General features: G+C 51.2%; 10 protein-coding genes. 2 read left to right on the top strand and 8 right to left on the bottom strand.

Going from position 1 to position 14,348, the window contains the following annotated elements:
• Positions 1–18: 18 nt before the first annotated feature.
• The 4 genes from KNO70_RS03700 to KNO70_RS03685 form a co-directional block, all read right to left on the bottom strand.
• Complete coding sequence (locus KNO70_RS03700; RefSeq protein ID WP_214811244.1) at positions 19–750, bottom strand: hypothetical protein; 732 nt, start codon at positions 748–750, stop codon at positions 19–21.
• An 89-nt stretch (positions 751–839) separates the two neighbouring features.
• Positions 840–2,624, bottom strand: coding sequence for an acyl-CoA dehydrogenase family protein (locus KNO70_RS03695; RefSeq protein WP_214683894.1), 1,785 nt, complete (start codon positions 2,622–2,624; stop codon positions 840–842).
• 13 nt (positions 2,625–2,637) lie between these two features.
• Positions 2,638–3,810 (bottom strand): acetyl-CoA C-acetyltransferase, encoded by a 1,173-nt coding sequence (locus KNO70_RS03690; RefSeq protein ID WP_012726865.1) that lies wholly within the window; start codon positions 3,808–3,810, stop codon positions 2,638–2,640.
• 18 nt (positions 3,811–3,828) lie between these two features.
• Positions 3,829–6,240: a 3-hydroxyacyl-CoA dehydrogenase/enoyl-CoA hydratase family protein gene (locus tag KNO70_RS03685; protein ID WP_214811242.1), complete on the bottom strand. Its 2,412-nt coding sequence runs from the start codon at positions 6,238–6,240 to the stop codon at positions 3,829–3,831.
• A gap of 214 nt (positions 6,241–6,454) precedes the next feature.
• Here KNO70_RS03685 and KNO70_RS03680 point away from each other — a divergent pair, with 214 nt between their 5' ends.
• Positions 6,455–7,357 (top strand): SDR family oxidoreductase, encoded by a 903-nt coding sequence (locus KNO70_RS03680; protein ID WP_214683892.1) that lies wholly within the window; start codon positions 6,455–6,457, stop codon positions 7,355–7,357.
• Positions 7,358–7,595: 238 nt separating this feature from the next.
• A complete protein-coding gene (locus KNO70_RS03675; protein ID WP_214811240.1) occupies positions 7,596–8,021 on the top strand; it encodes a hypothetical protein in 426 nt (141 codons plus the stop codon).
• An 87-nt stretch (positions 8,022–8,108) separates the two neighbouring features.
• On the opposite strand, the gene KNO70_RS03670 is transcribed toward KNO70_RS03675, so the two are convergent.
• The 4 genes from KNO70_RS03670 to KNO70_RS03655 all read right to left on the bottom strand — a co-directional run bounded on the left by KNO70_RS03670 (position 8,109) and on the right by KNO70_RS03655 (position 14,332).
• Entirely contained in the window at positions 8,109–9,026 is a 918-nt protein-coding gene (locus KNO70_RS03670) for a proline dehydrogenase family protein (protein ID WP_078147281.1), read from the bottom strand.
• A 157-nt stretch (positions 9,027–9,183) separates the two neighbouring features.
• Entirely contained in the window at positions 9,184–9,855 is a 672-nt protein-coding gene (trhA, locus tag KNO70_RS03665) for a PAQR family membrane homeostasis protein TrhA (protein WP_012726872.1), read from the bottom strand.
• A gap of 95 nt (positions 9,856–9,950) precedes the next feature.
• Complete coding sequence (locus KNO70_RS03660) at positions 9,951–11,393, bottom strand: carbon starvation CstA family protein (protein WP_078147282.1); 1,443 nt, start codon at positions 11,391–11,393, stop codon at positions 9,951–9,953.
• A 185-nt stretch (positions 11,394–11,578) separates the two neighbouring features.
• Positions 11,579–14,332: a bifunctional 2',3'-cyclic-nucleotide 2'-phosphodiesterase/3'-nucleotidase gene (locus KNO70_RS03655; protein ID WP_214811239.1), complete on the bottom strand. Its 2,754-nt coding sequence runs from the start codon at positions 14,330–14,332 to the stop codon at positions 11,579–11,581.
• Between the last annotated feature and the right edge of the window lie 16 nt (positions 14,333–14,348).

Below are 14,348 nucleotides of genomic sequence, written 5' to 3'. Positions count from 1 at the left end.
ATATTCCGAGAAATCAATTCACCTCTCAAGCAACCGTTCAATCTCTCGCTTCATCGTCGGGTTCACTTCGTGCCTCGCTTCGATCAACCGTAAGATCGCCGCTGCCGCCTCGATTGACCTGCCGTATCCTTTTACCCCATCTGACAAGAAGGGAATCATCTCCGGCTGTCTCGACTCGACCCGGCGTGTCGGATTGAACGGATCTCCTTGTCCGCCGAGCGCCTTCAAGACGTTTTGAACGGCCGCGACTTGGACGAGTTCGAATCCGGCGAGCATCTCGCCCCGACGTTCCCGAAGTAAGCCGACATATAGGTTCGTCAACGCCTCTTCATAATAATAATCCGCTGATTCACGTGTGATTTCGAGGCGTGGTGTCGCAAATACTTCGAGCGCCTCGTCCCGTCGCCAGACGACACGTCCTGGCGTATAGGCGATGGTCGCCAGTTCATGCAGTTCGAAGACGGCGAACTCACCATAAATGCCATCATGGTACATGATCTTATGCCCGTCCTTCGTGTTTTGGAACTGATAGTGAAGCGGTTCGACCTCGAGCCAGTCGAGTCGGTCGATAAAGCGCGCCTTCTGCCCATCCTCGACAATCAAAAAGAAATCGAGGTCCGAATACTCATCCAACCGCTCCGTCTCTTGTCCAATCGAACCCAATGCGAGCAGCATGAGCGTCCCGTCCTTTTCGGCAACGGACCGTCCAATGCGTTCCATCCGGTCGAATAATACATCTCGTTTTGTCATCGTCTCTCCCCCTCGTCTCTATTGTACGTGGCAGAGCTCAAAAAAAGAAAGGGTTGACCGCGTCCGGTCCACCCTTTCTGTCCATTTGATTAGACGATAAACTTGTTCGCTTTGATGAGGCTCGCTGCGACTTCGCGCTTCGTGCCGATCACATTAATCGGTTGATAGCGGCTGAACTTCTTCATTGCCGAGAGAAGCATACGTTGCTCGTCACCAGACGCCGCTGCGTACAACACTTCTTTCGCCATGAGTTCGACTTGCTTGAACACTTGCTCCGCAAAGATTTCTGTGTAGCGGACTTTGAGCGTGTTCTTCTCTTCGCCTGAACGGGCAATCGCTTTGTCTGTACGAGCGATGGCTGCTTCAAGCGCATAGATGGCACTGATCATGTCTGCGATCTTCGCCAAGATTTCTTGTTCGTTTTGAAGGTCTTGTTGATACTTCTGGACAGCTGTACCCGCGACCATCAAGTTGATCTTCTTCATGTTCGAAAGGAGCATCTTCTCGCGAGCGAGTGGTGAGCCGTCCAATTCTTGTGGCATGTAGCTCATGAGCTCTTTTTGAAGTTTTTGCGCTTCTGCGAGGAGCGGCAATTCACCTTTCATCGCTTTCTTGAGGAGCGTACCTGGGACGATCAAACGGTTGATCTCGTTCGTTCCTTCGAAGATGCGGTTGATTCGCGAGTCACGATAGAGGTTCTCGACTTCATATTCTGCCATGAATCCGTATCCACCGTGAATCTGGACCGCTTCGTCGACAACGTAGTCGAACGTTTCAGAAGCGAATACTTTGTTGAGTGAGCATTCGATCGCATATTCTGCGATTGCTTGTGCGACTTTTGATCCGTCGCGCATGTTCTCATCACCGAGTGCGTCCAAGCTGTCCTGGAACAAACCACCTGTACGATAGACTGAACTTTCCATCGCATAGATGTTCGCTGCCATCGTCGCCAATTTCTCTTGGATGAGTGGGAATTGGCTGATCGGTGTCTTGAACTGTTTACGCTCGTTCGCGTATTGAACCGAGAGGTCGAATGCACGTTTTGAAGAACCGACTGCTCCGACTGCGAGTTTGTAACGACCGACGTTCAAGATGTTGAAGGCGATGACGTGACCTTTTCCGATTTCACCGAGAAGGTTGTCGACTGGTACTTCGACGTCTTCAAGGATGAGCGTACGTGTCGACGAGCCCTTGATTCCCATCTTCTGTTCTTCTGCGCCTGTTGAGACTCCTTTGAAGTCACGCTCGACGATGAAGGCACTGAACTTGTCGCCATCGATTTTTGCGTATACGACGAACACGTTCGCGAAGCCGGCGTTTGTGATCCATTGTTTCTCACCGTTCAAGACGTAGTGCGTGCCCGCCTCGTTCAAGACAGCTGTCGTTTTCGCACCGAGGGCGTCAGAACCTGAGCCTGGCTCCGTGAGGGCGTAAGCCGCGATCCATTCACCTGTCGCGAGTTTTGGCAAATACTTGTGTTTTTGCTCTTCTGATCCGAAGAAGACGATTGGAAGCGTCCCGATCCCGACGTGTGCGCCGTAGCTGAGCGCGAACGAACGTGCTTTCGCGAAGCGCTCCGTGATGATCGAAGATGAGATTTTATCGAGTTGGTAACCGCCGTACTCTTCTGGAACGTCTGCTCCGAGAAGACCGAGCTCGCCCGCTTCTTTCAACAATTCGACAGAGAGGTCGAACTCGTGTTTCTCGATACGCTCGAGGACTGGCATGACGCGGTCATCGACGAATCCTGCCGTCGTGTCCCCAATCATCTTATGCTCATCTGAGAAATCCTCTGGTGTGAAGAGACGCTCTGCGTCGAGTGCGTCAATGACAAAGCTACCGCCTTTAATCAATTCATGTTCTGTACGTTCCATATCCGATTCCCCCTTAAAGTAATTCGAAGACACCAGCCGCGCCCATTCCGCCGCCGATACACATCGTGACAACCCCATACTTCTCATTGCGTCGTTTCATCTCATGCAAGATCGAGACTGAAAGTTTTGCTCCCGTACATCCAAGTGGGTGACCGAGGGCGATAGCGCCGCCGTTCACGTTCACTTTCGATGGATCGATGCCGAGTTCACGGATGACACCGAGTGACTGGCTCGCGAACGCTTCGTTCAACTCGAACAATCCGACTTCTTCTAATTTCACACCAGCCATCTCGAGTGCTTTCGGAATGGCGACGACTGGACCGATTCCCATCACTTCCGGACGGACACCGCCGACGGCGAACGAGAGGAACTTGGCCATCGGTTGCAATCCTTGACGTTCTGCTTCTTCACGGTCCATGACGAGGACAGCTGCTGCTCCGTCTGATACTTGTGAAGCGTTACCTGCTGTGACTGACCCTTTGATTTTGAAGGCCGGGCGGAGTTTCCCGAGTGCTTCGATTGTCGAATCGGCACGGACACCTTCGTCATGCTTCACGACTTTCTCCACTTCTGCGACTTTACCGTCTTCACCGAGTACGTGCTCGATGACCGTCACAGGAACGATTTCTTCTTGGAACTTGCCACCTGCGATAGCCGCTGCCGCTTTTTGGTGACTGTTGATGGCGAACGCATCTTGGTCTTCACGCGAGATGTTGTATTCAGCTGCAACACGTTCTGCCGTATGCCCCATGCTCATGTAGTACTCAGGTGCCGTCTCCATGATGTGTGGGTTTGGACGGATGACGTGACCACCCATCGGCACTTGGCTCATCGATTCCATACCGCCGGCGATGATTGCCGTCGCTTGACCGATCATGATTTTGGCCGCCGCGTCCGCGATGGCTTGAAGGCCTGACGAGCAGTAGCGGTTGATGGTGATCGCTGGAACTTCGTGCGACAGTCCCCCCCGGACCGCCGCATAGCGAGCGATGTTCATCCCTTGCTCCGCTTCTGGCATCGCACAACCCATGATGACGTCATCAATCGGGCCTTTATATCCTGAACGCTCAAGCGTTGCCTTGATGGCATATCCCGCGAGCTCGTCCGAACGAACGTTACGGAACGATCCGCGTTTTGCTTTTCCGACCGGCGTCCGTGCGCCGGCTACGATGACTGCTTCCCTCATCTGTATTGTCCCCCTTTATCAGTTGCGTAGTGGTTTGCCTTTCACGAGCATATGTTGCATCCGTTGTTGTGACTTCGGCTCCCCGATGAGGCTCAAGAAGGCTTCACGCTCGATGTCGAGGAAGTACTGTTCGTCGACGAGCGTACCGTATGCCAAATCACCACCACTGATGACGTGTGCGAGTTTCTTCGCAATTTTCAAATCGTGCTCTGAAATATAACCACCGTAGAACATTTCGTACGCCGCGAGTTCGAGCGTCGCTTTCCCTGTTTGACCGACGACCGGTAACTTTTCACGAACCGGTGCCGTGTACCCGTCAGCCAGTTCAAGGACCGTCTGTTTCGCATCGAACGTCAAGTGGTCACGGTTCATCGAGATGCCATCGACCGCACGGTGGTAACCGAGTGTCTTCGCATCAAATGCCGACTTCGATACTTTCGCCATCGCAATGTTCTCGAACGTCTGTTGCGTAGCCTTCTCGATGTTTTGCATCGATTTTGGTGTCTGCTCAAGGAGTCGACGGTACGTGTTGACGTTTCCACCCCCACCAGGAATGAGGCCGACACCGACTTCGACAAGACCCATGTATGTCTCAAGTGCGGCTTGCATACGGGTTGCCGGTAAGCTGATTTCCGTTCCACCACCGAGCGTCATACCGTACGGTGCGGCAACGACCGGACGACTTGAATAACGAATCTTTTGAACGACTTGTTGGAACTTGTTGATGATCCAATCGAGTTCGAACCAGTTCTCGTCTTCGGCTTCCATGAGCATCATCGCAAGGTTCGCACCGACACAGAAGTTCTTGCCATCGTTGGCGAGGACCATTCCTTTGAAGTCTTGCTCGACGCGGTCGATCGACTGTTCGATCATCTGCATGATATCGACACCGATCGCGTTGTTTGGTGATGTGAATTCGAGTGCGACGACGTCATCGCCGATATCGACGAGGCGTGCCCCACCGTTCTCTAGGATGATACCGTTTGATTTTGCGAGCGGTTTGAGTTTCAATTCTTTCGGGTTGACGGTCTTCTCGACATACGTCTTCGACGCTTTATCGTAATACTGGTCTCCCTTATAGAATGACGTGTTGCCTGCAGCAAGCATCTCATCGATCCATGCCGGGACGTCATAGCCTTCCGCTTTCATACGCTCGACTGATTTCTCAACACCGATCGCATCCCACATCTCGAACGGTCCAAACTTCCAACCGAAGCCCCACTTCATCGCATCGTCAATCGCAACGATCGTATCGGCGATTTTACCAGTGAGACGTGCCGAGTAAGCGAGCGTCTTCGCCGTGATTGGCCAGAGCAATTGTCCAACGCGACCTTTGTTCAAGATGGCACCTTTCAATTTCGCTTTTGAGCCTGGAAGTGACTTGATTTGATCGAGCTCAGGACCTGTAATCGCTTTCAATTGTTCGTATTCGAACGTCTGAAGGTTCAACTCCTGGATGACCTTGCCTTCTTTCTTATAGAAGCCTTGACCGGCCTTTTGTCCGATCCAGCCTTTTTCGACGAGTTGCTTCATTTCTGAAGGGACGTCGAACGCGTCCTTCTCTTCCCCAGCTTCGAGCGTCTCGTAGACGTTACCCGCCACGTGGACGAACGTGTCGATTCCGACGACGTCGAGTGTGCGGAATGTCGCCGATTTCGGACGACCGATGAGTGGACCTGTGATTGAGTCCATCTCTCCGATTGAAGCGTTTTGTTTGAGCATCTCTTCAAACGTGACGAGAAGACCATATGTCCCGATGCGGTTCCCGATGAAGTTCGGTGTGTCTTTTGCTTCGACGACACCTTTGCCGAGACGGTCTTCCGCGAAACGTGACATGAAGTCGATGACCGGACGGGCTGTTTTCTCCGTCGGGATGAGTTCGAGCAACTTCAAGTAACGTGGTGGGTTGAAGAAGTGTGTCCCGAGGAAGCGTGATTTCAATCCTTCCGGAAGGGCACTTGCCATCGCTTCGATGGAGATTCCTGACGTGTTCGAGCTGAGAATCGCATCTTCACGGATGTAAGGTGCAATCTTCTCGAAGAGTTGTTGCTTCACATCGAGACGTTCGACGACGACTTCGATGACCCAATCCGCTTCTTTCAAACGCTCTAAGTCATCTTCTAAGTTCCCGACTTCGATGAAGTTGAGATGATCGGCTGTCGCGAGTGGTGCTGGATTTTGTTTCAGTAGTTTTTGACGGTTTTCTGAGGCGATGCGATTGCGTACTTCTGGTGACTCGAGCGTCAACCCTTTCGCTTCCTCTTTAGATGTCAATTCACGTGGTACGATGTCGAGCATGAGCGAACGAATCCCCGCGTTCGCCAAGTGAGCCGCAATCCCCGCCCCCATTACTCCTGAACCGATGACGACCGCAAAACGAATTGAGTTCGTCAAACGGAGGTCGGTTGATTGTTCGATGTGACTCGTCATAGTGTTCCCCCCTAAAATGAGAATGAATAGTGATTCATTTCACGCGTAAAAAAAATCGCAATCACCATCGTGTTTACTCTTCTATCATAAATGAATGAACATTCATTCGCAAGCGTTCATTTTTCAATTTCATTCCATTTTTTGAATGAGCGATTAGTTTTCAATGGGTGTGGTATAGACAAAAAGAGTCAAATTCAGAAAGGGGAATGTATACATGCATGATAATCGTTTAAACACTGTCGGTAGCCGAAAGGACTTTGAGTCGTTTAAGAAGAAAGCCCAAGAACAGGCACACCAACCGGGAATCGATTCGAAGATGGAGCCTTTCCCGATCTATGAACGGGAAGATTATAAAGGTAGTGACAAGTTAAAAGATAAGGTCGCCATCATCACCGGTGGGGATTCCGGAATTGGAAAGTCGGTCGCCATCTTTTTCGCCCACGAAGGTGCGAACTCCGTCATCGTCTATAAAGACCAAAACGAACTCGAGGACGCGGAAGCGACAAAAGAACGGATTGAGGACTTAGGTCAAGCCTGTCTCTTGCTTCAAGGCGATCTCGGAGAATCTTCTTTCTGTCAACGAGTCGTCGAAGAGACGCTCGAGACGTTCGGCCGGATCGACATCCTCGTCAACAACGCCGCCGAGCAGCATCCACAGGAGTCGCTCCTCGATATATCAGATGAACAACTCGAGAAGACGTTCCGCACGAATATCTTCAGCATGTTCTACTTAACGAAAGCAGCGCTCCCCTACTTAAAAGAAGGAGCGAGCATCATCAATACGACCTCGATCACAGCCTATGAAGGAAACGACCAATTGATTGACTATGCGTCGACGAAAGGTGCCATCACGGCATTCACCCGCTCGCTCGCCAAAAACTTGGCGGACAAGAAGATTCGCGTCAACGGGGTCGCCCCGGGACCGATTTGGACACCGCTCATCCCGTCAACGTTTGACGCGGAGAAAGTGAAATCGTTCGGCGATTCAGCAGAGATGAAACGACCGGGGCAACCGGCCGAACTCGCACCGGCCTATGTCTATCTCGCAAGCGATGATTCGACGTACGTCAGTGGTCAAGTCATTCACGTCAACGGTGGTACCGTGATTAATGGATAATGGTTTGAAGACTCAGTTCGTAGCTGAGTCTTCTTTTGTGCAGTACGTCCTTTCGGCGCCCATGCTTTCAGCAGGCAATCCCGAAGCCTCCTCGCGCCGTTCCCGGCACTGCGGGGTCTTCGTCGGATTGCTTTCCTGCATGAGTCATGGCGCCGACGGACCACTGAAAAACAACATGACCACCTACGTCGTACATCAAGTATACTAATCATAAATAGGTAAATATGGAGGCTAGTCAATGACAAACCCATACAATGATGATGCGTATGACGAAGAGTACGACGAAGATATTTTAGAGTTCGACCCGCATTTTGACCATGATGCCAAGATGGAAATCAATTTGAATGAATCAGGCGTCAACTTCGTCGGCAACGCTGAAGGCTATCTCGCCCTTGCGCGAATGTTTACATTTTTAGCGCAAACACATATGTCTATTCGAATGGAAGAAAATCCTCCGCCTGACGTAAATACTTCCTACGGATATGGTCCGTACCATATGACTGATTTCATCCGAGAAGATTTCATTCAAAATAAACAGTATATATTCAATCCAGGTGCTCTACGTGATGTGCATCCAGAAGAACATCAGGAACTTTTCTTTTGGCTGTCCAATCAAATCGGTCCAGATTTTTGGGTAAGTGAGGACGAGAACAACAAATCGTAGCACCTCCTCAATTTAGAAGATCGAACACATCGACGTTTTCCATACATCAAAAAGCACGAACATCCTCGACGGACGTTCGTGCCCATTTTATTTCTTCACCATTCCCTTTAACACGAACGCCACGTTTGCCGGACGTTCCGCGAGACGGCGCATGAAATAGCCGTACCAGTCACGACCGTATGGAACGTAGACACGGACTTTGTATCCTTGGCGCACGAGCTCGAGTTGACGCTCGACGCGGATGCCGTATAACATCTGGAACTCGAACTGGTCGAGCGGAATGTTGTTCTCTTTGACGTGCTCGATGATGGCGTCAATCATATGGTCATCGTGTGTCGCGATGGATGCGTAGTTCCCGTTCGCAAGATGGAGTTTGACGAGCTTCACGTAGTTATGGTCCACGTCCTCTTTTTCAGGGAACGCGACCGTCGCCGGCTCTTTATATGCCCCTTTGACAATGCGGAGGTTCGGCTTGAGCGGCGCAAGATGATTGATGTCATCTTCCGAGCGGTACAAGTACGACTGGATGACCGTTCCGAGACCGTCGAATTCAGCTTTCAGCTTTTTGAACAATTCGAGCGTCTTTTCACAACGCTGCTCATCTTCCATATCGATGGCCACAAAGACCCCGACTCGTTGTGCGACCGTCAAAATTTGACGCATGTTGTCTTCAATCAACTCGTCCGAGATATCGAATCCGAGTGACGTCAGCTTGAGTGACATATAGGCGTCTAATTGCTCTTCTGCCATAATTTCAATCGCACGCATGATCTCGTCGCGATTCGTATTCGCCTCTTCGACCGTCTTAATAAATTCCCCGAGATGATCGACCGTGACCGACAACCCTTTCGCGTTCAATTCGCGAATCGTCGGGACAGAAGCCTTAAAGTCTTCCCCTGCTACAAAGCGTGATGCACCAAATCGTAGGCCATATTTTTTTGCCAAACTGTTGAGTGTTTTGTTTTGTGACATGTAGATAAATCCATCGCGCAACACTTTTTCCATCTGATTTTCCCCCTTACTTTTACACCCATCTATCTCTATGATGATGTCTGCAATTATTATGACACACAAACGTCATTTCGTCTGTATTTTTGTAACCGTTTGCAGCACTTTCTTCCCAACTTTTCAAAAAAGACAGACGTCCCGTAGGACGGCTGTCTTATAGGCTTGTCGAAGGTGCGACATAGAGTAAAATACTGAGGAAGATGAACACGCTTCCCGCTAGGACGAACAAGTGCCAAATGGCATGGTTGAACGGCAGTTTTTGCCACACGTAAAACACGATACCGACCGAATAGGCGATCCCTCCTGCGAGAAGAAGCATGAACCCTTGATGACCGAGTGATTCATACAACGGACGGATGGCGATGATGCAGATCCAGCCAAGTGCGAGGTATGTCACATTGGACACCCACATGTACTTTCCGGTCGAAAATAGTTTCCACACGATCCCGAGAATTGCCACACCCCACACGATCCCGAATAACGTCCAGCCGAGCGTCCCGTGAAGGGTCACGAGGGCGAACGGCGTATAACTTCCGGCGATGAGTAAGTAAATCCCCGCATGGTCGAACACTTGCAACACCCGCTTCGCCCGTGGATGCGGAATGGCGTGCATGAGCGTCGAGAAGAGATAGAGTAAAATCATCGATGCCCCGAACACACTGACCGCGGTGACGTTCCATGTGCTCCCACTCTCTGTCGCGCTCATGACGAGCAGGACGAGGGCGACGATGCTGAAGATGACTCCCAGGCCGTGCGTGACCGCGCTCGCAATCTCTTCCCCGAGCGTGTCGGCATGGAGCATCTCTTTGAGTTGCTCTTGTTTCATGTGCTCCCACCTTCCATAACTGTTCCTTCTAGTATGGACATTTCCCGATTTGAACGCAATCAAAAACACGGGCTACCGATTAGCCCGTGTCGAGATTATGCGACTTCTTTCACCGGAACGTCACATTCCATTTGTGCTGCTCGCATCGCGCGTGCCCGTTTGTGGAACAAGACGAGAAGCGTCAACGTGCCGAGTGTCGAGATGACGTACGGAAGGACTCCGTCCAGCTTGAAGCCGATTGGCGCCGTCAAGATGTAGAACCAAACCGCATACAACATGAACGTCCCCGGAAGGAGCGCGATATAGTGATTGCGCCCTTTAATGTAAAGGTACATCGCCCCGACGAACAGTGCGATGACCGCCGTCGTCTGGTTCGCCCAGTTGAAGTATTGCCAAAGCATTTGGAAGTCCATGTTCGTGAGCACGTATGAGATCGCGAAAAGTGGAAGTGCGATCCAAAGACGTGACGAGAACTTCTTCTGTGCGATCGACATGTAGTCCGCGATAATCATTCGGGCGCTACGGAATGCCGTATCGCCTGACGTGATCGGTAAGACGATGACTCCGAGAATCGCGAGCGTGCCGCCGATGCTGCCGAGCATGAGTGTCGCCACTTCTTGCACGACGAGTGCCGGAGTGCCCGCACTGATGAGTCCAAGTAATTCACCCGGCTCAAAGATGGCCATCGCCGCTCCAGCCCAAATCATCGCGATGACCGCTTCGGCGATCATCATGCCGTAGAAGATTTCACGACCGTTGCTTTCTTTCATCGTCGTCCGCGAAATGATCGGTGACTGTGTCGCATGGAAACCAGAGAGCGCCCCACACGAGATCGTGAAGAAGAGGAGCGGCCAGATCGGTAAGCCGTCCGGATGCATGTTCGTCAATGTCATCTCTGGAATCTTGTATCCTTGCGCGAACAAGCTGACCGCTATCCCGATGGCACTGATGACGAGTAATGCCCCGAAGAACGGGTAGATACGCCCGATGATCTTATCGACCGGGAGAAGCGTCGCCAAGATGTAGTAAGCGAATACGGCGAAGATGACGATGGTGAGCGTCGATGCGTTCCCATCGAACAAGTTGTTGATCATGTTACTCGGTGACGTGACGAACACCGTCCCGACAAGAAGTAAGAGTAAGAGTGCAAACCCGTTGACGATATGGCGAAGCGAACGCCCGAGAAACTTTTCCGCCAGTTGTGGCAAGTGTGCCCCGTTGTTTCGAAGGGAAATCATTCCTGTCAAATAGTCATGAACCGCACCGGCAAAGATCGATCCGAAGACGATCCAAAGGAAGGCGACCGGTCCGTAGAGCGCCCCCATGATTGGTCCAAAGATTGGTCCGACACCGGCGATGTTGAGCAATTGAATCATCGAGTTCCGTTTTTTGCCCATCGGCACGTAGTCGATGCCGTCCTGAGACGCATAGGCGGGCGTCGTCCGCTCTTCCTTGATGCCGAACGTCTTCTCGACGTAACGACCATATACTAAATACCCGACCAAAAGTAGTGCGAGTGCGACGAAGAATGTAATCATCTGTCAGTCCCCTTTTCCGTACATATGTAGCCGAATCCCATCAGCTCTTCGGTTTACACGTGTCATGTAACCGATTACATGTTTGATTATACATAAGACTAGATGATAATGTAAGGGCTTTCATTCACATTTTAGACACTTTTATTCGACAAAAAACGACGCCCGATTCGGACGTCGTTCTGTACTTATTTCAAGTTGAAAGTTGATTGTTTTGCGCCAGAACCATCGTAGTCACTCGCGATGACTTTGTACGTCCCTTTCGCAAGGCCTTTTTTGAATGTGAACGTATACGTACCAGCCCAGCTCGCCTTCACTTTCGCGACTTGCTTGCCTTTGGCGTCTTTCAAGACGACCGTCGCGCCTGGTGTCGTTTTCCCGATCAAGGCACGCGTACCTACTTTCACGCCTTTCGTGTTCTTCGGCGTCACCATCTTAGGTTTCTCAATCACAAATGACTCGGATTCAACCACTTTACCAGAAACATCTTTCGCTTCGATTTCATAGCTTGCCGCAACGAAACCAGCACGCTTCGTGAATTCGAATTTACCAGATGCATCTGCCGTCGCATAGGCGATTCGTTTTCCGTCCCGCTTCAACACCATTTTCGCACCTGGCGAAGACGTTCCCTTCAGTACTGGCGTGTTGGCATACGTCAAACGTTTCGAGATGGCTGGCGTTCCGACAAATCCGTCTCCGACGACTTTCGTTTCCGTCATCGTCTTCCCGTTCAATTCGCTTTCAATCGTCAATGACTGACGGAGTTTGAGCGGTTTGACCGTCAAACGGTACATGCCTTCTGCATCGGCTGTCGTCGTGGCGAGAACCGTTTGGCCATCTTTCAATGTCACGTTCGCATTTGGCGCCGTCTTCCCGGTCACGACTTTCGCACCTGGTTTGATGACATCGACCGAAAGCGTCAAATCAACTGGTGCTGCCTCGAGCTCCGTCGTATAAGTGCGGAAGAGACGACCTGCCGCATCTTGACGGGTCTCGTCCGTCGCTTCGATTCCTTCGTAAAGGTTCAAGTACTGCTTCCCTGCGTCCGCTGTCTCAAATGTCACCGAACGCTTCGCGTCTGCGACAATCTTCCAGTTGTTGTCGGCTTTGTAGTCCAACTTGTCTTTACTTTCGACAATGTAGTCCGAGATGACGTTACGTGTCTCATACGCTGAGCGATAGACGATGTTCTTCCCGCCACCAAGACCTGGGAACGTTGAAGAACCTGCGCGATAGTTGTTCGTCGCGACTAAGAACTCTTGGTCCATCTTGATCGGTTGTCCATTGTACGCGACGTTCTTCACTCGATTCGCGTTTTCGTTGACGAGCTTTCCGCCGACATCGAACTTCGCAGGACCTGTGACATCGATCTCATACGTCAAACCGTCGAGAATATCGAAGTTGTAGCTACGGAATTGAAGATTGAGCAAGTTTTCGCCATCTTCTTCGATTTGGTCAAACGCACCCGCTGACATCTCGAGCCAATCCATGACATCTTTTCCTGTCACTTTGACGACTTCGAGCGTGTTCGGATACACGTAAAGGTCCGCGACGTTTTTCAAAGCGATTTGCCCTTTCGGGATATTCGTATAGTAGCTTGCATCTGTCAATTCACGTCCACCCGCTTTGAACGGTGCGCCTGCTGACAAGAGTGGCAACTCTTTATATGCAGAAAGTTCCGGGTTCGTTTCAAGCTCTTTCTCGACATACCACTTCTGTGCGTTCGTCACGAACTGAACCGATGCATCATCACGGACGAGTGCGAAGTAGCTCTGGATGTCATCTTGAATCTCACCGACCGGTTGGTTGATGTAGTCGATCGTCGCCAAGTGGTCGTCTTCGATCAACGCTTGAATCGTCGGGTCGACCGCCGTATCTTCCTTCACCGTGTCGAGTGCTGCTGACGCATCGACGATTTGCCATTTCCCTTCTACGAGTTCAAGTTCGAAGTCGATAACGCCGAGATCCTTCCCTTGGTTGTTCGCCATGACGACCGGTTTGCCATTGATCGTCCCTTTTGTCATGTCGACGTTCGGGAATGAAGCGAACATGCCTTTCGCATCCGGGAAGCGACCGTGTTGGTGCCCCGTCATGACCATGTCGAGTCCGTCAATCTTCGTGAGCGCGTATCCGACGTTCTCTTCGCTGTCGAGTTGCTCGTCCGCGAGCGCCGCACTGTCACCGATGCCTGAGTGCGCGAGGGCGACGACGACGTCCGCTCCCTGGTCTTTCAATTTTTGAACCGCTTCACGTGCGGACGGGATGATATCCTCTGCCGTCACACGGCCTTGAAGGTTCCCCGAATCCCATGACATGATTTTCGGAGGGACGACTCCGAATACGCCGACTTTGATCGTATGCGTTTCCCCATCCAAGTCTGTGACCGTTCGTTCGATGATTTGGACCTCTTGTCCATCCACGTTGAACTTCGAGACGATTGGGTTGCCTTCTAAATCTTTGACGTTCGAGTTGACAAAACGCAGTTTCCCTTTCGACCCTTCCATCGCGTTGTATAAGAATGCGAGACCGAAGTTGAATTCATGGTTCCCGAGTGTGACGGCATCGTAGTTGAGTGCCGCCATCGCCTTGTACATCGGATGTTCGAACGCTTCATTTTTATCGACTTGGCTCTCACGGACGTAATCGCCAAACGGTGTCCCTTGAATCGTGTCCCCGTTATCGAACAAGAATGTGTTCGTTTCCCCAGCGGCTCCACGATGTTCCTTGATGAGTGTCGCGACTTTCGTCAACCCGATTGTGTTGTCGATCTTGTCTTGGAAGTAGTCGTAGTTCGTGATGTTCGTATGTAAGTCTGTCGTCTCTAAGAAACGGAGCTTGACGATATCCTCGTCCACTTCTGCCAAGACGTTCGGTGCCTGTAGTGGCAAAACGGTTGGTAACACGAGCGCGGTCGCGATCGACCATTTCAATGCGGTTTTCATGTGATTGTCCCCTTTT

The sequence above is a fragment of the Exiguobacterium sp. s181 genome (genome assembly GCF_018617125.1).
GTDB classification, from domain to species: domain Bacteria; phylum Bacillota; class Bacilli; order Exiguobacteriales; family Exiguobacteriaceae; genus Exiguobacterium; species Exiguobacterium profundum.
This window is presented reverse-complemented; position numbering and strand designations above follow the sequence as displayed.